We start from the raw sequence: 24,697 nt of genomic DNA on the forward strand, positions 1-24,697 counted from the left end.
AAAAAAAACTCCTGCTTAGTGGAACAGGAGTTTTTCAGGATTAAATATAAAATAGTAGTTGTGGAAATTTCTTAACCTCTAGTCAGCCAGCCTCTTTTATGAGCTGTAATGATTGAATACGGAGCGATCCAAAACAATCCGAATGTGTAGAAAACACTATATGAATATGCCCAGAATGCTTCTGTAAAAGAATATCTTTTTGCATAAAACAATACTGTAAAGCTTGATACAATTAATATTCCTAATAACGCTGAACTGATAAATAATAATGGATGCGTTGCAATAAAATAGAACATAAAAATAAAGAACGGATATGTCATGATGATTCTGATAGATTGTTCTGTAAACAATAATCTTGCTCCAACTTTAGATTCTTTTCTAAAATCTTTCCAAACGTATTTTGCCATCATAATGTTTTCACGAACATTACTTCTTCCCCATCTAATGAACATTTTGTAAAGACCTTTGTAGTTTTCAGGAACGTTTGTTAAAACATAAGCATTACGCTGAAACAGTACATGATGTCCTTGTTTTAAGATCATATTTGTCATCGCACGGTCTTCACCAATATCAGACGGCTGTCCCATAAAAGTCTGGTCGATCCATTCCGGCAGGCAGGCAAAAACAGCATTTCTTCTGTAAGCTGCCAAAGCTCCCGGAGTACAAAGTACAGAACCTAATGAACTTTCTGCAGAACGCATGAACTCAAAACTCATTACAAAACTTACGTTTAACATTTTTGGCAGAATTGCTTTTTCGTTGTTCAAAACCTGAACATTTCCTGCAACAGCGCCGCATTTTTCGTCAACAACAAACGGGCTTACTAAGTTTCTTAAAGTATCTTTTTTCACAATTGAATCACTATCAACCGTTACAAAAATTTCTCCTTTACCTAAGTTAAATCCACGGTATAATGCGTGACGTTTTCCTTTATTTTGAGGCTGTTGAAAAATTGAAACACGATCTCCCAATTTAATTTTAGCCTGCTGAATCCAGTACCATGTATCATCTTTACTTCCATCATCAATAGCTAAAAGCTCTAATTTGTGTGCTGGAAAATCACTTTCTGCCAAACTCATTAAAGTTTCGTAAACCAATTTTCCTTCGTTGTAAGCCGGAACAATCACGGTACAAGTTGGCAGTAATTCATCAGAAACTGATTCAATTGGTTTGTATTTAAAATAAAGGTATAAATTGTAAAGAAACATACCGCCTTTAAAAAGGAATAATGCTACCGTTACGGCAAGAAAAATAATTCCGCCTGTAGAATTTAATCTTTCTAAATGAAGCTGATCAAAATCCGGCTGAAATTGAAAAACGAAAAAAGCTCCGGCCAGCAGTAACAAAAATGTACCAGCAAGGATCATAAATCCGAAAACGCTTTTTGGTCTTTCAATATGTTTTTTGGTTGAGTTGTTGTTTATTTTAAAAATAGAAGGGCTTATTTGTACATCGGCGCTGTTGCTGCCAGTGTAAAATTGTTTCGAGATAATTGTTTCGCTTTCCATGTCCTGTTTGTTTTAATTCTCTAAAATGGCTTTTATCAAATGCTCTCTTTCTTTTGTATTTTGTTTAGTAAACAATTAAAAGTTAAAGAGTGACACTTTCCCAATTTGCAAGCGACGTGCCATTTAGGTTTTAAACTGACTTTAAGCGTTTTACGTTTTAAACACAGATTTAATGTGTGTAAAAATTTTACACTTTGTAGAATGTTTATACAGTTTTTAGTGTGTAAACAGTAGTAAAATAAGGGATTTTTGCTGCGGCGAAGTGATGCCTTAAAGTATAAAAACGCAAAATTGAATCGAAAATTGTATCTCTATTTCAAAGAAATGATCTTGTTTTTTTATTTTTAGAAAAAGTAAAAACTTTACTTACAAAAAATCCATAAATAAAACTATTCGACTTAATGTTTTTAAATTATCGATTAAATACGTTAATTTTATAGGTATTTATTTAATTATACTGCGGAAATTAATTTTATCTTAGCAAGAAAACAACTCATTTTCGCTTTATTCTTTTAAATCTAAGCATAATACCCAAAATATTTTATACTGAATGAACAAACAGATTTACAACATTTTACTAGCTGATGACGACGAGGACGACTGCTCTTTTTTTGAAGAAGCTTTAGATGAATTATCGCTTGCCACAACTCTTGTAACTGTAAATGACGGAGTTCAATTAATGGACTTTCTGGCAGATAAATCTGGAAATGATTTACCTGATATTCTTTTTTTAGATTTGAATATGCCTAGAAAAAACGGTTCAGAATGTCTTACAGAAATTAGACAGATTGAAAAACTAAAAGATTTTCCGATAGTAATTTTTTCGACTTCTCTCGACAGCGAAATTGTAGACGTTATGTACGATAAAGATGCTACATATTACATTCGCAAACCCGGCGATTTTTCAAAATTAAAATCGGTTATAGAAAATGCCCTTATTACTGCCTCCGAAAATAATTTCAAAAAACCTGCACGAGCACATTTTATAATTCAACCCTAAATCCTTTTGTAATGAGCCACGCCAATAAGGAACATTATTTTTTAGCCGATGGCGGAGAAATGGGCGAATTAATACGCTCCAAAGACTGGAATAAAACTCCCATAGGTGATCCTGAAAACTGGCCTCAAAGTCTGCGTACCATAACTTCGGTAATGCTCAATAACCCGTTTGGAATGTATATTGCGTGGGGAAATGAATTTACGCAGTTATACAATGATGCTTTTCGTAAAATTATTGGTTCAGATAAACATCCTGATGCTTTAGGAAGTTCTCCGGAAAAAACATTTTCTGAAATCTGGCATATTACAAGTCCTATGTTTGAGGAAATAATGAGCGGAAAATCAATCAGTTTTCCAGATTTTGTAGTTCCGCTAAACAGAAATGGCATTGTTGAAACCTGTTATTTTGATTTTTCTTATTCACCAATACGAATAGAAAATGGCAAAGTAGGCGGTATTTTAGTAATCGTAATTGAAACTACTGCAAAGAAAAAAGCTGCTGATCTTTTAAAAGAAAAAAATGAGCGTTTTACAAACAACATCATGCAGGCGCCATTGGCAATGTGTATTTTTAGAGGAAAAAATCATATTGTAGAAATTGCCAACGAAAAAATGATACAGCTCTGGGGAACCACTTCAGAAAAAGTACTCAACAAATCGATTTTTGAAGTTCTGCCCGAAATTAAAGATCAGGGATTAGAAGAGCTTATTCAAAACGTTTACACAACCGGAAAAAAGTTTATTGCCAATGAACGTTTGGTTGAACTTTCGCGAGATGGAAAAACAGAACATACTTATGTTAATTTTATTTATGAAGCCTTAACTGAATGTAACGGAAGTATTTCGGGTGTTGTCGCCATTGCAATAGAAGTTACAGATCAGGTTGAAGCCCGATCGAAATTACAGCAAAGTGAACAAAAAATCAGACAGCTTGTAGAAAATGCTCCTTTTCCTATTGGAGTTTATGTTGGCAGAGAAATGCGTATCGAACTTGCCAACGATTCTATCATAAAAGTCTGGGGAAAAGGTCCGGATGTTATTGGAAAATCATACAGAGAAATTCTGCCAGAACTTAATAATCAATCGGTTTTTGAACAGGTTGAAAGTGTTTTAAATACCGGGAAATCTTTTCACAACAAAAATGCCCGGATTGATATAATGATTAACAATAAACTAGAAACTTTTTATTTCAATTACAGTTTTACGCCTTTGTTTGACACAAACGGAAAAGTATATGCTGTAATGAACACCGCAGCTGATGTTACTGATTTGCATCTGGCATCTAAAAAAATTGAAATTGCCGATAAACGTTTCCGTGATACTGTAAAACAAGCACCTCTGGGAATTACAATTCTCCGCGGACCAAAATATATTGTAGAATCAGCAAACGAAGCGTATCTAAAATTAGTTGACAAAGAAGAAAACAGTTTTGTTGGAAAACCTTTGTTTGATTCTCTTCCAGAAGTAAAAGAAACCGTAGATTCTTTATTAAAAAATGTTTTAACAACCGGTATTCCGTATCATGGAAATGAAGTTCCTGTTCCTTTAAACCGATATGGAAAACAAGGAATCTGGTATTTTGATTTTCTGTATTACCCGCTTAGAGAAGAAGACGGCGAAATAACCGGAATTATTGTAACGGTAACAGAAGTAAGCGAAAAAGTCGATGCCCGAAAAAAAATCGAGCAAAACGAAGACCGCTTAAATATTATAGTTGAAGCCAGCGAATTAGGAACCTGGGATTTAAACGTAAAAACCGGCGAACTTCACTATTCTCAAAGATATCTGGAAATTCTGGGCAATTACAAGGTTCCTATTATTTTATCTCACGAAGAAATATTAAAACACCTGCATCCTGATGATATGCAAATTCGAAATGCTGCTTTTAAAGAAGCCATTTTATCCGGAAATCTTCATTACGAAGCCCGAATTATCTGGCCGGACAATTCTATTCACTGGGTAGAAGGAAAAGGAAAAGTTTTTTATGATAAAAATGATAATCCTGACAAGTTAATTGGAACAGTACGCGATATTACAAGCGAAAAAAATCATCAGCAGGAATTAGAACAAAGCGAAAAAAGATTTAGAAATCTGGTAATGCAGTCCCCTATTCCAAAAGCCATTTTAAAAGGAAGCGATATGGTGGTTGAAATAGCCAACTTAGCTTTACTTAAAAACATTTGGAAGAAAAAAGAAAGCGACGTTCAGGGTAAAAAACTCTTAGAAATTTTCCCGGAACTCTCTTCTCAAAAATACGGCAGAATATTAAATGAAGTATATCTTTCAGGAGAAGTACATTCTGAAATAGAATCTCCTATTCTTATCAATGGCGACGATGGCGAGCATTTGTTTTATATTGATTTTGAATATGCTCCAATGTACGATACCGATAATAGTATATCCGGAATTAGAGCCACAATTGTAGATGTAACAGAAAAAGTCCAGGCACGAAATAAAATCGCCGAAAGCGAAAAGCGTTTCCGTTCTTTAACCGAAAGTATTCCGCAGTTAATTTGGGAAACCGATGAAAAAGGAAATGGTCTATTTGCCTCTGGAAAATGGGCTGAATATACCGGAATAAAACCAACTGGCGATGCTGAATGGAAATCTATGATTCATCCTGAAGATTTTAAAGAAAACATAAAAATCTGGAACCATAGTTTACATACTGGACAAGTTTTTAGATCTGATGTCAGAGTACTTAGAAAAGACGGCAGTTACAGATGGCATACCGTATTGGGCGAACCAGTTTTAGATGCCGATAATAAAATTGTAAAATGGGTTGGCGCCTTTACTGATATTCATACCGAAAAAGCATTTACAAACGAGCTTGAACAACAAGTTACAGCAAGAACGCGGGAATTAAGCCAAATGTACGAATCGCTTAAAAAAAGCGAAGAACGTTACCATTTAATGGTCGAAGAAGTACAGGATTACGCCATTTTATATTTAAGCCGCGACGGAATAGTAGAAAACTGGAATATTGGTGCTGAAAAAATTAAAGGCTATAAAGCACAGGAAATTACAGGAAAATATTTTGGCATATTTTACACACCCGAAGATCAAAAAAACAATATTCCAAGTACTTTACTAGAACTTGCCAGAGAAAAAGGAAGAGCAGTTCAGCAAGGCTGGCGCGTGCGTAAAAATGGCAGTTTATTTTGGGCCAGTGTAGTAATTACAGCCATTCATAATAAAGATAATGAGGTTATTGGATTCTCAAAAGTAACGCATGATTTAACCGAGAAAAAAAGAGCCGATGATAAAATAAAACTGAATGCTCTCGAACTGGAACAAAAAAATGCAGAACTGGAACACATGAACAAAGAACTTCAGTCCTTTGCTTATATTTCCAGTCATGACTTACAGGAACCGCTTCGAAAAATTCAGACTTTTGCTTCGCAGATTATTGAAAAAGAATTTGAAAATTTATCTGATTCTGGAAAAGATAAATTTCAAAGAATGCAAAATGCTGCCAAACGCATGCAGACTTTAATTCATGATTTGTTATCGTATTCAAGAACAAATATTCAGGATAGAACTTTTGAGAAAACCAGTCTTTCTAAAATTATTGAGGAAGTAAAGGAAGATCTTCGTGAAGAACTGGAACAAAAAAATGCCGTAATTGAAAGTAACGAAATTGCAGATGTAAGCATTATTCCGTTTCAGTTTAGGCAGCTGCTTTATAATCTGGTCAGTAATTCGCTTAAATTTTCAAAACCAGATGTACCTGCTTTAATAAAAATTGAAAGCAAAATCGCAAAAGGTTCTGAGTTTGAAGAAAAATCGTTAGAAAGTGAAACTCAATATTGCCATATTAAAATTTCTGACAACGGAATTGGTTTTGAACCGCAGTACAGCAAAAAAATCTTTGATGTTTTTCAGCGTTTACACGGACGAGACCAATATAACGGAACTGGAATTGGTTTAGCAATCGTAAAAAAAATTGTTGAAAACCACAACGGAATTATAACTGCCAAAGGCGAACAAAACCAAGGAGCATCTTTTGATATTTATATTCCGGTATCATAATCTTAAAAATATAACTCATAAAAAAAACGGAAATAACTTTATTGTTATTTCCGTTTTTTATTTCCACTAATTCAATCTAATTATCTGCTGTAAACTGTAATTACACCAGTAGTTTTGTCTTTAATTTTTAACTCTTTATTAGTTAAATTCATGATATCGCTTGTTGAACTTACATTACCAACAGTAATCGTTAAATCGTTATGAGATCTTACATAAGTACCTGTAGTTTCTGTTAAAGCACAATCAGACCCATTATAATCTCCCATCACAGCAGTATTACTTAATCTTAGATCTAAATAATCTCCAGGACATCCACTTTGATTTTGCGGTGCATCTACCAAAACTTCCTGTCCATTAATAATTGTCCCTGTTTGGCGCAAGTTATATTTCCCTTGAATTGGAACTATTGTTTCTCCTTCATTGTCATCGTTACTACAAGATGTTGCGAACATTCCCACGCTTAAGGCTAATACGAATAATATACTTCTACTTTTCATGTTGATTTGTTTTTTATTGATTTAATTTAATAATGCTAAATTAAAAGGATATACTTACAAAAAATTTCATGATTTAAAGAATTTATTACATAAATCGCATTTTAACCAAAATTTATTTTTTTACGTATTTATTCAAAATATATCGGGTAACTGGTCTTAGCGGACTGTTACTTTCGGGATGTCTTCCATGCCCGTCAAAGAAATCAATTCCATTGGCAGTTTTTCCATACCAAATAATAGCTTGTCCGTTTTTGTCAAAACAAGTTGTAGTATCACAGACTTTTACTTTTTTAAGATTGACAAGGCTTTTATCCAGAAGTTCGATCTTATTAGCCATTCCAATTCCTTCTATTTTTAAATCGCAGTCTACAATTTCATAATGATCGTTTGACCATTGCATACATTGTTTTTCAGGAAGAGCTAAATAAATTATTAAACTTATAAGGCAGACAACAGTCGCTGCTCCTACATATTTTAATGACGAAAATTTAGTTTTTTTAACGATAGTACCAGTAAATGGTTTTATATCATGATCTGGTAACTCATTTAAATTCTTAGGTTTTTCTGTATCTCTTATATAGTTATCCGGCATAACCTCTTTCAAATCTCCTAAAACCATTTCTTCGCTTCTGCCTTTTGTTCTATACTTATTAAAAGGTCTGTTATGAAAATCTACCAGAACAGCGGCAAGATCAACAGCTTCAATATTGGCAAGATCTGTTCTTCCTTTAAAAAAAGATACTATTGGTCTAAACTTATCTTTTTGGTCTTTAAAGAAATTCTTTTTCGCTGGATCAAATTGAAATCCAAAAAAATCACTAAAAACTTTTAGATCATCCTGATGAACTTCTCCAATAAATTTTTCCCAGCATAAGTCCCGAAGTTTTCCTTGAGACGGACTTTCCAAATAAGCAAAATTTACTTTTTGTCTTTCAATTTCATACTTAGCTTTTATCGCTTTTTTATAATCTTCAATAGTATAGTTGTACATAAGCCTTTGGTAATTTTTAGGAATTCCTGAACATTTTCAGGAAGGGTTAAACATTGTGGGAATTCCGGGAATTCCTTATGAATACTGGCGTATAAGCGTTGTTCCTTTGCTTCAGAATTAGTTAAACAATTGATCTGCAGATATAAAAACAAATGTACAAAACTAGTTCAATCAACAAGTGCGGAAAACCGTAAAACGGAGTTTATCCGGGAAGTATAAATAATGTTTTATAGTTCTACGCACTTCACTTCCCAAACAAAATTTGGTATTGCTCCTAACACAAAATCCGGAAAAGTTCCGGCAGGCAATACCCAATGTTTAATCCTTTAATAATTAAAAAAAATGAGAACATTATATCTATTGGGAGCGTGCGCGCTGTTGTCAACTACATTATTTTCTTGTACTGCTGACGAATTCGAAAATGAAACAAAAAAGACTGAGGTAAAAAAAGAGGTAATTCCTAATGGCGGTCAAGCCAGCGATCCACCTCCTCCAGGACCAGATGATGATCCAATTAATGTTAAACCACCAAAAAAATAATAAATAAAGCCGCAATATTAAATTAATTACTAAATATTGTTAAATTCGGGGAAAGTAACTTTTATGCTGCGTTCCCCGTTTTTTTATGTAGTTATTATACTCTCTTTTATTTCTTGCAAAGAGAAAACACCTGCATTGATTAAGCCCAATATCTCCAAAAAAACGGCTAAACTTATGCAGGAAAAAGCACTGAATGAACTTGAAAAAAGTAATTACAACAGCTCATTTTATTATTTTAATAAATCAAAAGTAATATTTGAAGCCGCAAAAGACAGCTCAAATATAGTTTTCAACTTACTTCAAATGGCCACCATTCAACAAATAAATGGTGATTATTATGGCAGTAAAGAGACTTTAACCGAAGCATTACCTTTCTTTAAAAAAAACGATGATTATAAAGCTCCGGTTGATAATCTTTTTGGTATTGCAGACAAAGAACTTTCACTTTATGATGATGCCGTATTTTATTACAATGAAGCTTTAAAAGATGCTAAAGATGAGGCATCAAGACAATCTCCGTTAAACAATATTGCCGTTATTTACATTAAGCAGAAAAAATACGATAAGGCGATTAAAATTTTAGAATCCATTTTAGACACAAAAGCACTTGATGAATTTGTAAAAAGTAAATCGAGAGTTATGGACAATCTTGGATTTGCTTATTTTAAAAAAGGAATTAAGGATAAAAGTCTTCAATTTCTAAATGAAGCATTAAAATTAAGAATACAAGCCGATGATTCTTATGGAAGTATTGGAAGTTATCTTCATATGGCAGAATTTTACTCAGAAACCGATCTCCAAAAATCAAATAAATATGCTGAAAAGGCCTATGAAACAGCCAGCAAATTAAACAGCGTAGATGAACGTCTAAAGTCGCTCGCAATTTTAATTTCTAATGGATCAGGTACAATATATTCAAAAAAATATATTGCAATAAACGACAGCATAACAAATATCCGCAACAACTTTAAAAACAAATTCGCAAAAATTAAATATGATTCGAAAAAGGAAAAAGATGAAAACCAAAAACTTCGACTAGAAAAAGCTGAAAATTTAGTAGCGCTGAAAGAAGCCGAAAAGGATAAAGTAATCTTATTTGCCACCATAATTGCCACTTTAATTTCTCTTGTGTCTTTAGGTCTTTATCTAAGAAAACGTTACAAACACAAAACTCGACTTGTAGCGATAAAAACAGCATACAACACCGAAACCCGAATTGCCAAAGACATTCATGACGGATTAGCAAATGATGTTTTTCATGCGATAACATATACACAAACTCAGCCTTTAACCAACGACAATAACAAAGAAAACCTGTTACAAAAACTCGATGATATTTATTCACGAGTACGCGGAATTTCTCGTGAAAATAATGATATCAATACCGGATCCAATTACCCCAATTATTTAAAGGAAATGCTTTCTACCTATAATAGTCCTCAAACAAACGTTATTATTAATAGTATCGAAAAAATAAATTGGGATTCGGTTGAAGATTTAAAAAAGATTGCCATTCAGCGTGTATTACATGAATTAATGGTTAATATGAAAAAACACAGCGAAGCTTCTATCGTTGTTATAAAATTTGAAAGCAGTTCAAATACCTTATTTATAAATTACTCGGATAATGGAAAAGGCTGCGAAAAATCAAAAATTATCAAAAATGGTCTGCAAAATATGGAAATCCGTATTCTGGCCATAAAGGGAACTATTACTTTTGAAACTGAACCAGATAAAGGTTTTAAAGTAAAAATAACAATGCCTAAATAAAAGCCTATGTTTAAAAAAGTAATAATTGCTGAAGATATCGACGCAATGAATTTAGGAATTCAACAAGTTTTGAAAGATTTAAATATTGTCAATTTTCAACATTCCAGATTTTGTGATGATGCATTTCTAAAAATACGCGCTGCAATTCAGCAAAATGAACCTTATGATTTATTAATCAGTGATCTTTCTTTTAAAACAGATCATCGCAAAACTGACATTACCAGTGGAGACGAACTGGTTCAAAAAGTTCGAGAACTGCAGCCGGATATTAAAATCATTGCTTACTCGGTAGAAGATAAAAGTTACCGCATTAAATCACTTTTTGAAGATGCCGAAATAGATGCTTTTGTATTAAAAGGTTTAAATAGTATCGAAGAGTTAAAAAAAGCGATTAGTATTATTTCGACTTCCGATCAAAAATTTATTTCTCCGGAAGTTGCTTCGGCATTACTGGAAAAAAACAATTTCGAAATTGACGATGTCGATATTAAAATTCTAAAATATTTATCAGCCGGAACGTCGCAGGATGAAATTATCGAAATTTTTAAAAACAGCGATGTAAAACCAAACAGTAAAAGTGCCATGGAAAAAAGATTAGCAAAACTCAAAGACTTTTTTAAAGCCAATAATACCGTTCATTTGGTTTCGATTACAAAAGATATGGGAATTATTTAAACTCCCAATTACTTCATTTTCAAAGCTCCTTCGGGAGCTTTTTTTATTCCTGAAATTTAAAATTTTCAGATTATGGTTTTCCGTAATATACTGGTTTTGATTGGTTTTACTTTTGAATTATTAATCATTTAAAATTAAAATTATGAAAAAATTAATCGTTTTATGTAGTTTATTCTTCCTTGTTCTTGGAGGAAGTATTGAAGCCCAAAGTGGTCATTACAAAGGAGGAAAAGGTAGTTCTCATAAAGGAGGAAAATATAAAAATTCAACTACCAAAAACCACTATAAAAAAAGAAAATAATCTTTCTGACTTCAATTGACATGAAACAAAGGGAAAGGTCAAAAGAAGTTTCTGAGTAATAAAAAACTTTAATTAACTAAACCTAAAGATCATGGGCTTTCGATTTCAAAAAAGAATAAAACTTGGAGGAGGACTTGGTTTAAATATCAGCAAATCTGGAATTTCTCCAAGTTATAGAACCAAAATGGGCACATTTAGCAAAAATGGCTATTCAACAAAAACAGGTATTCCTGGCGTTCGATATCAAAACAGCGGATGCCTTGTATTTTTTGTCTTTTTAGGACTTATAACATTTTTAATTTATCATCTAAAATAATATCAACCATGAAACATAAAAAAATTACAACACTTCTATTTTCACTTATTGTCATTATTGCACTTGCTATTTCTTGCTCAGATTCAGCAGACACAAAATCAGATTGTCCAACAAAAACATGTGGCGATTTTAAAACCCAAGCTGATGCACAAGCCACCTATAATAGTAACAAAGAGTGCTACAAAAATCTGGATGCAAATGGAGATGGAAAAGCCTGCGAATCTTTAAAATAAACAAACCAAAAAAACATGATAACACTAGAATTAAAAAGTCATTTTTTAAGATTATATCAAATGGCATTATCTGATGATCAATTTGATGTATTAGAACTTCAAATGCTGTATCACTTTGCAGACGAAAGAGGAATTCCTAAAGAGGAACTTGATAAACTTTTTCAGAATCCAATAAATACAGAATTCATCGTTCCCGAAGCTTTACATACAAAAATCGAATATCTGTATGATCTTACCAGAATTATTTGGGCTGATGGAAAAATAACAGACGACGAATTAAATATGCTGAGAAAGTATTGCCGAAAATTTGATTTTGTCGAAGAAAACATCAATGATTTATCTGATTATCTTATTGATTGTGTTCAGAAAAACATTGGTAAAGAAGAAATTATTAGTCAACTAAACACTTAATTTATGAAACCACTTGCCCAATTATTTAGTTTAAAAAAATCTGAAGATTCTTCTATTAAAGTTTTAGAAGAAAATGAAGAAGACAGAGAACAAATCAGAATTACGTATTATCAAAGCGGTTTCGCCGCATCTGTCAAAGCAACCGGAAAACCAATTGTTTTAAAAGCATGCCTGCAAAATTTATATATGAGTTTTGAAGACCAATGCCGAAAACAAAAAATGGAACAGGACAAATTGAAACAGCCTTATCGCGAAGAACAGGAAAAAAACAGAACCGAGCTTAAAAAATCTGAAGCTGCCATTGGCATTTATGAGAAAAAAGAGCAGGATATCAATGATAACATCGATCAGATAAAAAACGAAATTATCGAAGTAAAACGAAATCCAGACAAATATGGAATCGAAGAAGGAAAAGGTCTAAAAGCACAGTTTTATATTGGTTTGATTCTTTTGCTGCCCATTACACTTTATGTTTTGGTGTTTTATATTTCGGCTTCTTACTCTGCTTTTTTCAAAGAATTTTCAAATGACAGTTTAACCGCAGCCATTTTTGATGCCGATGCTTTTACAAATGCTTTTAAAGCTAGCTGGCTGGAGGGAGTTTTGGTTACCACTATTCCGTTTGTTTTTATGGGGTTAGGCTATGTTATTCATATGGTTCAAAAAGGAAAAGGACTTAAAAACATTTTTAGACTCATTTCACTTTTTGCTATTACATTCTTATTCGATTCTCTTTTGGCTTACATCATCGAGAAAAAAATATATGAGTTTAATAAAACAACCGAATCTTCACCGTATAATTTAAACATCGCTCTTGGCGAACCAGAATTCTGGATGATCATATTTGCCGGTTTTGTCGTGTATATAATCTGGGGACTTGTATTTGATTTTGTAATGAAAGAATTCGAAAATATCGATAAAATACGAGCATTCATCAGAGGCAAAAAAGAAAATTTACTAAATCTGGAAAAACTGAAAACAGAATACGCCAATAAAATCAATGATTTTAAACAGCAGATTGTTACTATAAACGGAAAAATCTCTGAGCTTCAATCTAAAATTGATGGTTTTGTTTTTCCTGTAAAAGAGTATTTACACTATCATCATCAGTATAAAGAAGGTTGGTTTCAGGCAATTGGCACCGAATTAGCTTTACCATACAAAGAGAAAGAAGAACTTTTACAAAGCTGTGAACTTTACTCAGAAGAACATTTAAGTAAACTAAACTTAGTTGATCCGGATTTCCAACATTTAGTATATTCTAAAAACTAGTGCTATGAAAAAAATTATACTAAGAATCTCAATGTCTTTATTATTGATTTTATTTTTTTCGTGCAAAGAAGATCCTAAGAACGAAGAAAAAGAAACAACCGTTAAAAGCTCCGTTTCAGAAAACTATAATATCAGCATTCTAATCGATTTATCGGATCGAATAAGTCTCAAAAAAAATCCAAATTCAACTATGGAAATCTATCAGAGAGATTTAGGATATATCAAATCGGTTTCAGAAGCTTTTACAAAGCATTTAAAATCAAAAAGAATGAGGCAGATTGACGACAAAATGCAGTTATTCTTTAATCCTGAACCAGAAAACTCTCAAATTAATTCTATTTCAAAAGAATTAAGAATTTCAGTTGATAAAGAAAATGCTTCTAAAAAATTATTGAATTCTATAAACGATACCTATTCTTCAAAAACGGCATCAATTTATGAATCAGCAATTAAAGATGATAAATATATTGGTTCAGATATCTGGAACTTTTTTGACAGCAAAGTTCAAGATCAATGCATAGATAAAGATTACAGAAATATTCTCGTAATTTTGACCGATGGATATATATTTTATGATGGAAACCAAATCAAAGAAGGAAATTTATCCAACTATTTGACTCCGCAATTAATTAAGCAGAATGGCTTAAATACGAACGAATGGCAGAAAAAATTTGATAAAGAAAATTTTGGTTTCACAAAAATCAATGCAGATTTATCGAATCTTGAAGTTTTAGTTTTAGGAATAAATCCAAGTAAAAATAATCCGTTTGAAGAAAAAATTATAAAAGCATATTGGACCAAATGGCTTTCTGAAATGAATATTAAACATTTTGAAATTAAAAATGCCGATCTGCCTTCTAATATGGATAAAATAATAAATGATTTCATCTTAGAAAAAGAATAAAAAAACAAAACCTATTGGTTTTAAAGAGGAACTTCGTTGTCCTCTTTTTTCCGTTTAATACATTCCTAAAAAAACTTACTTCAAAACTTTCACACATTACGGTTTTCCATAATACACTGGTTTTTATTGGTTTTACATTTGAAAAAATAATTTAACTAAATAAAAAATCATGGAATACAAAGTAGTGCCATTTGTGGCTTCAATCGATCCCAAGAAGGGAACATCAGATCATGTAGCAGAACAGCTTGAAAGTTTAATAAAAAATTACACAAATCAAGGATGGGAATATGTTCGTTTAGAAGGAGTATCCACTTATGTTTATCCTCAAACCGGATGTTTTGGAGGAAACAAGCCTGGTTATACTACAGTTAGACAAATGGTTGTTTTTCAAAGAAAATGAAATATTTAATATTATTATTAATAAAAATGTATTGGAAAACTATTCCTCCTTCAAAAAGAAGAAAATGCATTTTTAGAAAATCTTGCTCTAATTACGTTTTTGAAACAGCTGAGAAAGAAGGTTTCATATGTGGATTTAAAGCATTCTGGTTCCGATACCAAAATTGCAGAACTGGTTTTCAAGTCTTTAAAAACCCAATTGATAATAATATTCAAATGATTCTTCCCTCTCAAGTAATTATTGATAGGGAAGAAATTGCTGAAAGATTAATTTAATAAAAGGTATAGAAATCCCGTATAAGTACTCATTTTAAAGAACTTAATTCTAATTAGATTTATCGCAGCTAACCAAATACCACAAGCGCCTATGAAAAAAAACTACTTCATCTTACTGCTGCTTTTTATATTTTATTCCTGCGAAAAAGCATCTGCTCCTCCTCCAGCCCAGGTAAATACTTTTTACCAATCAGCAATTACAGCAGATGACCGTAAAACGATTACGCCGGAAGAAGCCAAAACGTATCATGTAAATAACACTTACAAGTACGAATACCGAACCGGAAATCCCGGAAATTATAAATACAATTATGATGTAAAAGGAATAAACATCAATGGCGATTCGGTTTTTGGCAATATAAATGTTCAGGGAAAATACGGTGCCGGAATTTTAATTGGCGACACCGTTGCCGAGATTGAAATTAATACCGAATGGATTTCATACGGAAAATTAAAAGCGCTCGATAAAAAGGGAAACGAATACAATTTAATCGTAAAATAAAAACGATCTCATGAAATACACTTTACTCTTACTTTTTGTTTTTACAGTATCTTTTACACCGCCGCCAGCCAGCGTATTTATCTGCGGATCGACCGGTGCAAAAAAATATCATCTAAAAGAAAACTGCCGGGGTTTATCGAGCTGTCGCAGCGAAATAGTAAAAACATCGCTTAAACAAGCTCAGGGGCTTGGTTTAACATTATGCGGGTGGGAAGATTAATTATCTTCCCATTTTTTATATTTAATTATTTGATAATAATGACTTTACAATAAATTCACATTGGTTTTATTAATTTGATATAAAACTAATCGTTATGAAATTCTTTAATCTAAAATTCCTGGTATCATTCAAAGAATGGCTTTTTTTAAGAGCTATGCAATCTTCTTTCCTACACTAATAAGCCATTAAAAATAAAGGAAAGTACTATTGAATGAATAAAATTGAAAACTCATTTTTGAGCAAAAACCAATTTGGGGAAGATTTCTTGTGGGGTGTTTCTACCGCCGCTTTCCAAATTGAAGGAGCACATGATTCTGATGGAAAAGGTTCTTCTATTTGGGACGTTTTTACTTCTCAAAAAGGAAAAATAAAAAACGGACATCATGCCCTGACTGCCTGCGATTTCTATAACTCGTACCAAAATGATATAGACTTGATTCGGGAATTGAATATTCCAAATTTTAGGTTCTCTATCAGCTGGCCCCGAATTATGCCAACTGGGGTTCATCCGGTAAATCAGGCAGGAATTGATTATTACAATAAAATTATAGACTCTCTGCTGGCATCTGGAATCGAACCCTGGATAACGCTTTACCACTGGGATTTACCGCACGCTCTAGAGGTAAAAGGAGGCTGGACTAACCGTGAATCGGTTAACTGGTTTTCAGAATATGTAGAAGTTTGTGCGCAGTATTTTGGCGATCGTGTCAAAAACTGGATGGTAATTAATGAACCATCTGTTTTTACCGGAGCAGGTTATTTCTTAGGAATTCACGCTCCTGGAAAAAAAGGAATCACAAACTATCTAAAGGCGATGCATCACGTTACTTTAGCGACAGCTGCCGGCGCCAGGATATTACGAAACAAGGTTCCAGAAGCAAACATAGGAACGACGTTTTCATGTACGCATATTGAACCGGCAACAGAAAACGCAAAAGATGTTGAAGCCGCAAAACGTGTCGATACTTTACTCAATAGAACATTTATCGAACCTATTTTAGGATTAGGATATCCGCAAAAAGATCTTCCGGTACTTAAAAAACTCAACAATTATATTTTAGAAGACGATTTAAACAATCTCGATTTCGACTTTGATTTTATCGGATTACAGTGTTATACCCGCGAAGTTGTAAAATCTTCTATCCTGACTCCCTACATTGGTGCCGAATTAGTAAGCGCCGAAAAAAGAAATGTAATTTCTACCGAAATGGGCTGGGAAGTTTATCCTCCGGCATTGTACCATGTTCTGGAGAAATTCAACAAATACGACAAAATCAAAAAAATCATTATTACCGAAAATGGCGCAGCTTTTCCTGATACGGTTACAAACGGAAAAGTATTCGACATTAAACGAACACATTACATTCAGGACCATTTAGAACAAATCTTAAAGGCCAAAAAAAATGGTTTAAATGTAGAAGGCTATTTTGTGTGGAGTTTAACAGATAACTTCGAATGGGCTGAAGGCTACAACGCCCGCTTCGGACTAATTCATGTCGATTTCGAAACTCAGAAAAGAACCATTAAAAACTCAGGATTATGGTTTAAAGATTTTTTATCTTAAACTCTGTCAATAAAATATTTCATTTTATCGAAAATCAAAAATCCCGCTGTTAATAGGCGGGATTTTTTGATTTAAGAAAATATCCTTCTGCATATTTTTAACAATTCGTCAATAATTAACCTCTTTTAAGGCTTTAAAAAACTGACCTTCAACACCATAACATTATTTTCAATCAACCATAATTTTGTAAGATTTTTTTCTATATTTGAAGATGCTACAAATACATACATTCTTATAAGTTTTAGTAATTCTAAATATATATTAAGAAATATCCTAAAATATTATAAAAATTAAAATGAATGATTATGGATTCAAAAAATGTTGTTTTTGATTCAAATTTTGGTTTAAATTTTGGTTCATCTGATCAAAAAAGAACTTACGGTTTTTGTTATGAAAATTATGAAAATGATACTTTAAAAAATCAAATTCATTATGAAGTTGAAGTCAATATTATGAGTGACCAATATGCTGATACTTGTATTTTTGAAATTGACCGTAAACAATTTTACCTAAACAACAAACTGCCTCAGCTAAAAATAGAACAGATTACTGAAAAAGCTTCTCAGGCTTTTTTTCCGCTTCATATAAAAATAAAAAAGACGGGCGAAATTCAGGAAATCCTTAATGGAGAAGCCATAAAAAGAAAATGGCTGCAGACCAAAAATGAAATAAAACAGTATTACAAAGGCGGTGTAACCGCTAAAATTATTCATAAAATTGATGGCATTTTTTTAAATGACAATACATTAAAAAAATCAATTAGTCAAAACTGGTTTTTCCATTTGTATTTTAAACCCATTTATATCGAATATACTTCAAGACTGCGGTTTAAATCTATTTGGGAATCTCCTGTATTTGGAAATCAGTTTATTGAATACGGCGTTATTCAAACCGTTAAAGATCAATACGATGAAAATGATAAAATAACGATTAATGCTGATGGAAATGCCATAGACGACAGAACTGTCGATGAAATAATGGAAGGCTACAGTTTTCCTAAAAGCCACTATTCAGAAGAACCCGAAGAACCTGTAGATTCAAAAATGAATGTTGAATATAAACTTTATCAGGAAGATCGCAGTATTTTTTCGATAAGCGGAACTTTTGAAACCAAAATCAATGAAAATCTAAACAAAAAAATTCAGATCGAAATCTATCACCTTGCAAAAACCAGCTCATTTAGACCCTGGAGCGATGCCGCTTTTAAAGAAAGTTCAAGAATATTTCAATCTTATCAAAACAAAGAAGACGAGGATATTATTAATATCGCCGAAAGAATAAAAAAAATACAATCCGAAACTCCAAAAACAGAAAGGGTATTGGGATCTCCAAAAGAAAAAAGTTACTTCTATATTCATGAAGAACCTGTTGAAATTAAGAAAAGCGGCTTTACAGAAAGATTAAAATCCCTTTTCAGAAAAAAGAAATAAGTTATAAACTTAATATATGCAGTAATGGCTGAAAAACATTTTGTAGTACAAGGAGCAGTCTGTCAATGTCAGTTTAGCGAAACCCCGCAGACAGATGAATTAGTGGTTAAAACGCACTCTAAGCATTATGCAAATGATGCTGAGGGGAAAGAAAAGTTAATTGCCACCAATAAAGAAATTGGTCAGACAATGAAAAAAAACACTTTTGGAAATTGTAAAAAACAACCTTCCGGAAGCAGTTTCCTACCTTGCCAGACCACAATTACAGAATGGAGTAATCCTTATGAAAAAATAACATTTTCTAACAATGGTAATCCTTTACTGGAAGACAGTAAAGCAACCTGCCCAAAAGGAAGCAAAGACTGCATAACGATTAAAGACCACGGACAAACTGCAGAACTCACTGAAAAAAATACAAAAAACAGTTCTCCAGAAGTAATAGCCGAATTACTTCCCGGATTAAACTTAAGCGATTTAGACGATTCTGCCTTAATAATTAATAACACAGAAAATGAGTAGAGACCTGCATATTAAGCCTGTAGAACCTTTGGAGCCGGGCCAAAAATGGGACAAAGCAAAAAGCTGCCTCACGCTTTCTAAAGCCGGAGTATTTAAAATAATTATTGCTGATTTTGACCGATACATAAATTCTATTTATCCTAAACCAAAATCTTTTACGCCCGTAAAAAAAGAAGTTTACGATAAAATGAGCCGTGAAAGTCAAAATGAATACAAACGTAAATTCGAAAAATACAACGAGTCTCAGGATAGCTACGAAAAAAATACAGACCAGGAACGTGCAAGTTTAGAATGGTGCTGGCAGATTGCGGGAAAAGGAGTTGATCCGGATAAAATTACACACAATAATACAATTACTTTAGGAATTGCCAGTACAAACTCTAAGCAGATCACATTTCCAAAATTACTCGAAGGCGGCGGTATGACCTGGCTTGAGATTTTCAATAAAAAAAATCCTCCAATGGGTGTGCCTCCTCATGGTATATTTATACGCGCTGTTGGCACGCCAAAAGTAATTGCGGCAGAGTGGCGCGATTATACAGAAGCTTTAATAAAAGAAGAAATTGCGTTTGGCTCTACGGTTTACCTTCATATTTATACAGAAGCCCTATACGGACAAAACATTCAAATACAGCTGAGAGATACAAAATTAGTTAATGGAGATTTAACTCCAACTCCAAGTGATGCCGACGGAGATCCGATACAAAAATTAGATCCAAAAAATGCTTTAACTAAATTTGTACGCCCTGTAAAAGTACATCCGTATACAAAAATGACTAGACCACCTGCCGGATCTATTACAGATGCAATGATTACTGCCGAAAAAGGCAAAAAACAAACTTCCAGCCCTAATGTACAAAAATGTGTTTTTCCAGTGTTTATAGAACAGGCATGGCAGGTTCAGGGAGCAGGATTTTGGGATGACGGCAGTAAACTTTCTATTAATCCTATTGTGTATCATGACAAAATAAAGAAAGGAAAGATTGATTTGGATGATTGTGTTCTAAAAGTATCTAAAGATGGAATTTGGATGCCGGGCGAACTCTCTGGCAATAACCCTTTAGTAATTGGTGAAGCCGAAAAAGGAGGAATTCCCGAAGAACAAAAGAAAATCGATTTTACGTTTGGTGTTTTTATAGACGGGACATTAAATAATATGTACAATACTATCGCCAGAAGAACCTGGGAAGATGACCAGATTAAGAAAAAACATTCAGACGTTTCATATCAGCAGCAGCGAGATTATATTGAAGATCCAGAAGAACGTTTAAAAGTAGCCGCATCGAACCAGAAACAAATAGGAAAAGCAAAAGAAAGCCGTTATAAATATTCAGACGAAAGCAGCTTTGAAAACGATTTGAGTAATCCCGCTATTTTGTTTAAAAATTATTTAAAAAATAATAAAAATAAATTACATCCTGTGTTTAAAATTTATACAGAAGGAATGGGAACCAATACCCTAAATAATAGTAAGGATGATAATAAAAATTATAATGATGAAAATGCAGAAACTGGAATTTTACCTCTTGAAAATTATGTTACTGATGATATAGCACAAGGAACCGGATTTGGGCAGGGAAATGCAGGAATACTAGACCGGGTAAAAAGAGCAATAGAATTAATGTCAGATAAAATAAAAGAGGCTAATCAAAAAGAAATAGGCACTATTACAGTTGATGTTTTTGGTTTTAGCCGCGGCGCTGCCTCTGCCCGTTGTTTTGTACATGAAATAACCAGACAGTCTTATATGGCAAAGACCACATATGACGACGACGGAAATGTCTACTGTAAAGACGCCAATGGTTATGAAGTAAATGAAAAATACAGTCGAGAAAGACTTCCTAGTAATGGCAGATTAGGATATATTCTAACAGAAGAACAAATTACTTTTGATAAATTAATTATTCGATTTGCCGGATTATACGATACTGTGCCGCATCATGGTTTCGTACAATGGAATGATGTAAAAGATTTAGGTCTTAATTCTGTAAGCAAAGCCAAATATACAGTACACATGGTCGCTGCAGACGAACATCGTGCTAATTTTAACTTGGTAGATATTTCGTGTATTACCGGACAAAAGGGAGGCGGAAAAACAGACAGAGGCATAGAACTTTATTTACCAGGGGTACACTGCGATGTAGGAGGCAGTTATGTAGAAGGCAGAGGCGAAGTAAACGGGCGATTATTAGTAAACAAATCTATGTTTAGTGATATGCTAGAAAAAGAGCAGGAACGACTCATAACCGAAGGCTGGTTTCATGACGGCGAACTAACAATTCACTGGGACAACGCACAAAGAACAATCTTAAACGGTATGGCACGTGTATTGTCTTCAAATAGAAAAGCGATAAGTAACCAGTACAGTTATATTCCACTTCATATAATGGCTCAATTTTGTTTGGATAAAGGATTACCAATATTTTCGAGTGGAATAATGGATGCATATGATTTCAAAAATACCAAATTCTCAAATGTAGATTTTCTAAAAAAAGTAAAAACGCGTTTAAAAGAGTATGCTTTTCATGATGGTCAGCCTTTTGTATACGAAATTGTGCCAATGCGAACAATTGTATACAATGCTGATGATCATACAGCTGTTACTAAAGAAGAAGAAAGAAGGGCTAAAGAAGAAGACGAGCGAAATGCTGTATTAAAAAAACTACGCCATGACTACCTGCACTGGAATGCCGTCTATGGAGAAGGCATAACCAATACTTTAGTACAGCCTAATAAGCCCAACTTTGAAAATAATAAACGAAAAAGAGTTGTAAACGGATAACAGTAATATGAAAATAATACATCAATTATTATTTGCTTTAGGAACAATAATGTTCCTATCCTGCAATAATTCAAATAAAAAAAACATGAAAACAGAAGAGAAATTTAATTGGTCAGTCACCGTGACAGCTCCATTTAATTATCCTATAGAAATACATAAAGGTTATTTAGGCAGTGATAAAAAAATGATCGCACCATTTATAAATACTGGGCTAACAGAAGATGGATGGTGTTATGATGGAGATGCACTCTCTGGGAGTAACGAAATGCCAACACAATTATCTTTAATATGGATAAGTTATGCTGAGAAAAAGTTTTGGAAAATTGACACCGCTATAAATAAAACTACTCAGGAAAAAATACAACAATTATTTAAAGAAGGTTACATGAATAAAGACTTAAATGGAATATGGTCTCGTATAACTTACAAAAAAATAACAATTGGATTGGCACCTGCAGGAACTGTGGTTCTCTGGTTAACAGGCCAAAATAAAAGGACAGAAATTGCAAAGTATCAAGCTGCAGAAACTTTTGTAAGTGCAAATGAATTCTATAGAAATCCTCATGAATACACACAGCAAGAATTTTATGATTATTACTATGATGCAACTATTTCTAAAGAAACACAAGAATATATTAAAAAAAATGGTGTTCCTGTAACCTTATATGAAGAATTCAGAACAAAATACAAATACCGTTTTGATTTACAATTCCACAAAACAGACAAAGAAAGTAACGATAGAGAATCAGAATATGTAAACGGTGAAAAGGAAATAGTAAAAATAGAAGATTTAAACTCTTATCAAACTAAAGCCCTGCCTTCTTATTGCCGATTTTGGTTTAGCCAATATAATGCGGAAGCAGAATTTGACGGCGAAGAAATATTAAATGCCTTTAAAAAAATAAGCAAAAACCACCCCGATAAAAATATTGATATAGAAGCCAAAGTCGCTTTTATGTACAAAACTGTTGATTTTATCGTAAAATGCGAAGGAGAAGAAATTCCATTACAAAATGTAGTTGTTAGAATGTGGAAGAATTAAACCATGATTAAAAAATATAACAGCATTTTTCTATTCATCTTATTTGGTATTGTTTCCTGTAATAATACGAATAAGCAAAAAATGGAAAACAAAGAAAATTTCAGCTGGGGATCAACTATTACAGCACCTCATAAATATCCTGTAGAAATTCATAAAGGTTACCTTGCAAATGATAAAGAGATGATAACTCCATATGTCAATACAGGTACAAGTACTGGGGATTGGGGATTTGGAAATAATGCTTATGCAGGAGGAAAAACAATTCCTACCAATTTATCACTTGTCTGGATTAGTTATGCTGAAAAAAAGTTTTATAAAATACAAGCCGTATTACCAGATGATAAAATACTTGCTTTATTTAAAGAAGGTTATATGAATAAAGACTTTGATGGCAAATGGAAACATATTACTTATAACGACATCACTGTAGGTTTAGCTCCTGGAGGCTTAGTTGTTATATGGCTTACAGGAAAAAATCACTCTGTAGAAGTAGCACATTATCAAGCAAAAGAAACTCTTGTTAGTGCAAATGAATTTTATAGAAACCCACATGAACGCAACCAACAAGAATTTTATGATGTTTTTTACAATAGCGAAGTTCCTAAAGAAACTCAAGAGTATATTAAAAATAATGGTGTTCCTGTTACCTTATGGGAAGAATACAGAACAAAATACAACTATCGTTTCGATTTACAATTCCACAAAACAGACAAAGAAAGTAACGATAGAGAATCAGAATATGTAAACGGTGAAAAAGAAATAGTAAAAATCGAAGATTTAAATTCCTATCAAACTAAAGCCCTGCCTTCCTATTGCCGATTTTGGTTTAGCCAATATAATGCAGAAGCAGAATTTGACGGCGAAGAAATAGTAAAAGCCTTTAAAAAAATAAGCAAAAATCATCCAGATAAAAATATTGATATAGAAGCCAAAGTGGCTTTTATGTACAAAACTGTTGATTTTATCGTAAAATGTGAAAGAGAAGAAATTCCATTACACAATGTAGTGGTTAGAATGTGGAAGAATTAGTTTTAAATGAAAAAGTTTTTATACTTAGCTATTATAAGTTTTTTCTTTTTTTGTTTTTTGAAGTAAATCTAAATGAGAAAAAAAGCCTAATAAAACCAGTAAAAACTACCGGTTTTATTAGGTTTTTCGGTGTTTTTTTCTTATCTTTATTATGTAAATAACAACAAATACATGCCAAAATTTCACTTCAAAAAATTATTCTTTTTATCTCTTCAAGCATTTTATTTTTTAAAATACCTTCGAATTTCATTTCGAAATTATTTCTTCTAATCTTTCGTCTGCGTAAAATACAATCACGCAGAAAACATCGGGACAAACTCTGTCCGCAATTGTAATTATTTTACGGAAATCTATTTTCTGAGCTTTTTTAGAAAACAGATTTTAAAATTTCCCTCAAAGACTTCCTTTTTTAGGAATCTCTTTCGAGTCTTCATTTTCATTTTTCACCAAAACATTTTTTCTATATGCCAATATTTACAGTTTCT

General features: G+C 32.8%; 24 protein-coding genes. 21 read left to right on the top strand and 3 right to left on the bottom strand.

Annotated features, from left to right (window positions below; genetic code table 11):
• Window positions 1-71 precede the first annotated feature (71 nt).
• Complete coding sequence (locus tag ACTJIW_RS21665) at window positions 72-1,508, bottom strand: glycosyltransferase (protein WP_073408638.1); 1,437 nt, start codon at window positions 1,506-1,508, stop codon at window positions 72-74.
• Window positions 1,509-2,058: 550 nt separating this feature from the next.
• Here ACTJIW_RS21665 and ACTJIW_RS21670 point away from each other — a divergent pair.
• Complete coding sequence (locus tag ACTJIW_RS21670) at window positions 2,059-2,508, top strand: response regulator (RefSeq protein WP_012026806.1); 450 nt, start codon at window positions 2,059-2,061, stop codon at window positions 2,506-2,508.
• Window positions 2,509-2,519: 11 nt separating this feature from the next.
• Window positions 2,520-6,539 carry a PAS domain S-box protein gene (locus tag ACTJIW_RS21675; RefSeq protein ID WP_440715140.1) on the top strand — a complete coding sequence of 1,340 codons (4,020 nt, stop codon included), beginning with the start codon at window positions 2,520-2,522 and terminating at the stop codon, window positions 6,537-6,539.
• Between the two features lie 80 nt (window positions 6,540-6,619).
• Here the strand turns inward: ACTJIW_RS21675 and ACTJIW_RS21680 are convergent, their stop codons facing one another.
• Together ACTJIW_RS21680 and ACTJIW_RS21685 are read right to left on the bottom strand one after the other, a co-directional pair.
• Window positions 6,620-7,036 (bottom strand): lipocalin family protein, encoded by a 417-nt coding sequence (locus ACTJIW_RS21680; protein ID WP_012026808.1) that lies wholly within the window; start codon window positions 7,034-7,036, stop codon window positions 6,620-6,622.
• 112 nt (window positions 7,037-7,148) lie between these two features.
• The gene (locus ACTJIW_RS21685; RefSeq protein WP_121360435.1) at window positions 7,149-8,027 is read right to left on the bottom strand and encodes a hypothetical protein; all 879 of its coding nucleotides are present in this window, start codon (window positions 8,025-8,027) and stop codon (window positions 7,149-7,151) included.
• A gap of 342 nt (window positions 8,028-8,369) precedes the next feature.
• On the opposite strand from ACTJIW_RS21685, the gene ACTJIW_RS21690 reads away from it, so the two are divergent.
• From ACTJIW_RS21690 to ACTJIW_RS21780, 19 genes are all read left to right on the top strand, one after another.
• On the top strand, window positions 8,370-8,567 hold the full coding sequence (locus tag ACTJIW_RS21690; protein WP_044048132.1) for a hypothetical protein: 198 nt from the start codon (window positions 8,370-8,372) through the stop codon (window positions 8,565-8,567).
• A gap of 174 nt (window positions 8,568-8,741) precedes the next feature.
• The gene (locus ACTJIW_RS21695; protein WP_440715141.1) at window positions 8,742-10,337 is read left to right on the top strand and encodes a tetratricopeptide repeat-containing sensor histidine kinase; all 1,596 of its coding nucleotides are present in this window, start codon (window positions 8,742-8,744) and stop codon (window positions 10,335-10,337) included.
• Between the two features lie 6 nt (window positions 10,338-10,343).
• Complete coding sequence (locus ACTJIW_RS21700; protein ID WP_440715142.1) at window positions 10,344-11,012, top strand: response regulator; 669 nt, start codon at window positions 10,344-10,346, stop codon at window positions 11,010-11,012.
• Window positions 11,013-11,154: 142 nt separating this feature from the next.
• Entirely contained in the window at window positions 11,155-11,313 is a 159-nt protein-coding gene (locus ACTJIW_RS21705) for a hypothetical protein (RefSeq protein ID WP_187775497.1), read from the top strand.
• 91 nt (window positions 11,314-11,404) lie between these two features.
• Window positions 11,405-11,629 carry a DUF4236 domain-containing protein gene (locus tag ACTJIW_RS21710; RefSeq protein WP_440715143.1) on the top strand — a complete coding sequence of 75 codons (225 nt, stop codon included), beginning with the start codon at window positions 11,405-11,407 and terminating at the stop codon, window positions 11,627-11,629.
• Window positions 11,630-11,637: 8 nt separating this feature from the next.
• On the top strand, window positions 11,638-11,862 hold the full coding sequence (locus ACTJIW_RS21715) for an excalibur calcium-binding domain-containing protein (protein ID WP_440715144.1): 225 nt from the start codon (window positions 11,638-11,640) through the stop codon (window positions 11,860-11,862).
• 15 nt (window positions 11,863-11,877) lie between these two features.
• Window positions 11,878-12,273 carry a hypothetical protein gene (locus ACTJIW_RS21720; RefSeq protein ID WP_274251034.1) on the top strand — a complete coding sequence of 132 codons (396 nt, stop codon included), beginning with the start codon at window positions 11,878-11,880 and terminating at the stop codon, window positions 12,271-12,273.
• Window positions 12,274-12,276: 3 nt separating this feature from the next.
• Window positions 12,277-13,545, top strand: coding sequence for an ABC transporter permease (locus ACTJIW_RS21725; protein WP_440715145.1), 1,269 nt, complete (start codon window positions 12,277-12,279; stop codon window positions 13,543-13,545).
• Between the two features lie 4 nt (window positions 13,546-13,549).
• Entirely contained in the window at window positions 13,550-14,449 is a 900-nt protein-coding gene (locus ACTJIW_RS21730; protein WP_440715146.1) for a hypothetical protein, read from the top strand.
• A gap of 169 nt (window positions 14,450-14,618) precedes the next feature.
• On the top strand, window positions 14,619-14,849 hold the full coding sequence (locus tag ACTJIW_RS21735; RefSeq protein WP_274251037.1) for a hypothetical protein: 231 nt from the start codon (window positions 14,619-14,621) through the stop codon (window positions 14,847-14,849).
• Complete coding sequence (yidD, locus tag ACTJIW_RS21740) at window positions 14,846-15,124, top strand: membrane protein insertion efficiency factor YidD (protein WP_440715147.1); 279 nt, start codon at window positions 14,846-14,848, stop codon at window positions 15,122-15,124. Before ACTJIW_RS21735 ends, yidD begins: the two co-directional genes overlap by 4 nt.
• Before the next feature lie 91 nt (window positions 15,125-15,215).
• Window positions 15,216-15,626, top strand: coding sequence for a hypothetical protein (locus tag ACTJIW_RS21745; RefSeq protein ID WP_440715148.1), 411 nt, complete (start codon window positions 15,216-15,218; stop codon window positions 15,624-15,626).
• A 10-nt stretch (window positions 15,627-15,636) separates the two neighbouring features.
• Window positions 15,637-15,846 (top strand): hypothetical protein, encoded by a 210-nt coding sequence (locus ACTJIW_RS21750; RefSeq protein ID WP_012026821.1) that lies wholly within the window; start codon window positions 15,637-15,639, stop codon window positions 15,844-15,846.
• A 211-nt stretch (window positions 15,847-16,057) separates the two neighbouring features.
• Window positions 16,058-17,410 (top strand): GH1 family beta-glucosidase, encoded by a 1,353-nt coding sequence (locus tag ACTJIW_RS21755; RefSeq protein WP_440715149.1) that lies wholly within the window; start codon window positions 16,058-16,060, stop codon window positions 17,408-17,410.
• A gap of 305 nt (window positions 17,411-17,715) precedes the next feature.
• Window positions 17,716-18,840, top strand: coding sequence for a hypothetical protein (locus ACTJIW_RS21760; RefSeq protein WP_440715150.1), 1,125 nt, complete (start codon window positions 17,716-17,718; stop codon window positions 18,838-18,840).
• Window positions 18,841-18,864: 24 nt separating this feature from the next.
• The gene (locus tag ACTJIW_RS21765) at window positions 18,865-19,359 is read left to right on the top strand and encodes a DUF4280 domain-containing protein (protein ID WP_440715151.1); all 495 of its coding nucleotides are present in this window, start codon (window positions 18,865-18,867) and stop codon (window positions 19,357-19,359) included.
• The gene (locus ACTJIW_RS21770; RefSeq protein ID WP_440715152.1) at window positions 19,352-22,141 is read left to right on the top strand and encodes a T6SS phospholipase effector Tle1-like catalytic domain-containing protein; all 2,790 of its coding nucleotides are present in this window, start codon (window positions 19,352-19,354) and stop codon (window positions 22,139-22,141) included. The genes ACTJIW_RS21765 and ACTJIW_RS21770 overlap by 8 nt, the downstream gene beginning before the upstream one ends.
• An 85-nt stretch (window positions 22,142-22,226) precedes the next feature.
• Window positions 22,227-23,183: a DUF2931 family protein gene (locus tag ACTJIW_RS21775; protein WP_440715153.1), complete on the top strand. Its 957-nt coding sequence runs from the start codon at window positions 22,227-22,229 to the stop codon at window positions 23,181-23,183.
• 81 nt (window positions 23,184-23,264) lie between these two features.
• Window positions 23,265-24,212, top strand: coding sequence for a DUF2931 family protein (locus ACTJIW_RS21780; protein WP_440715154.1), 948 nt, complete (start codon window positions 23,265-23,267; stop codon window positions 24,210-24,212).
• Window positions 24,213-24,697 lie beyond the last annotated feature (485 nt).

Origin of the sequence: Flavobacterium sp. 22659, assembly GCF_052044235.1 — a bacterium.
Lineage (GTDB): Bacteria > Bacteroidota > Bacteroidia > Flavobacteriales > Flavobacteriaceae > Flavobacterium > Flavobacterium johnsoniae.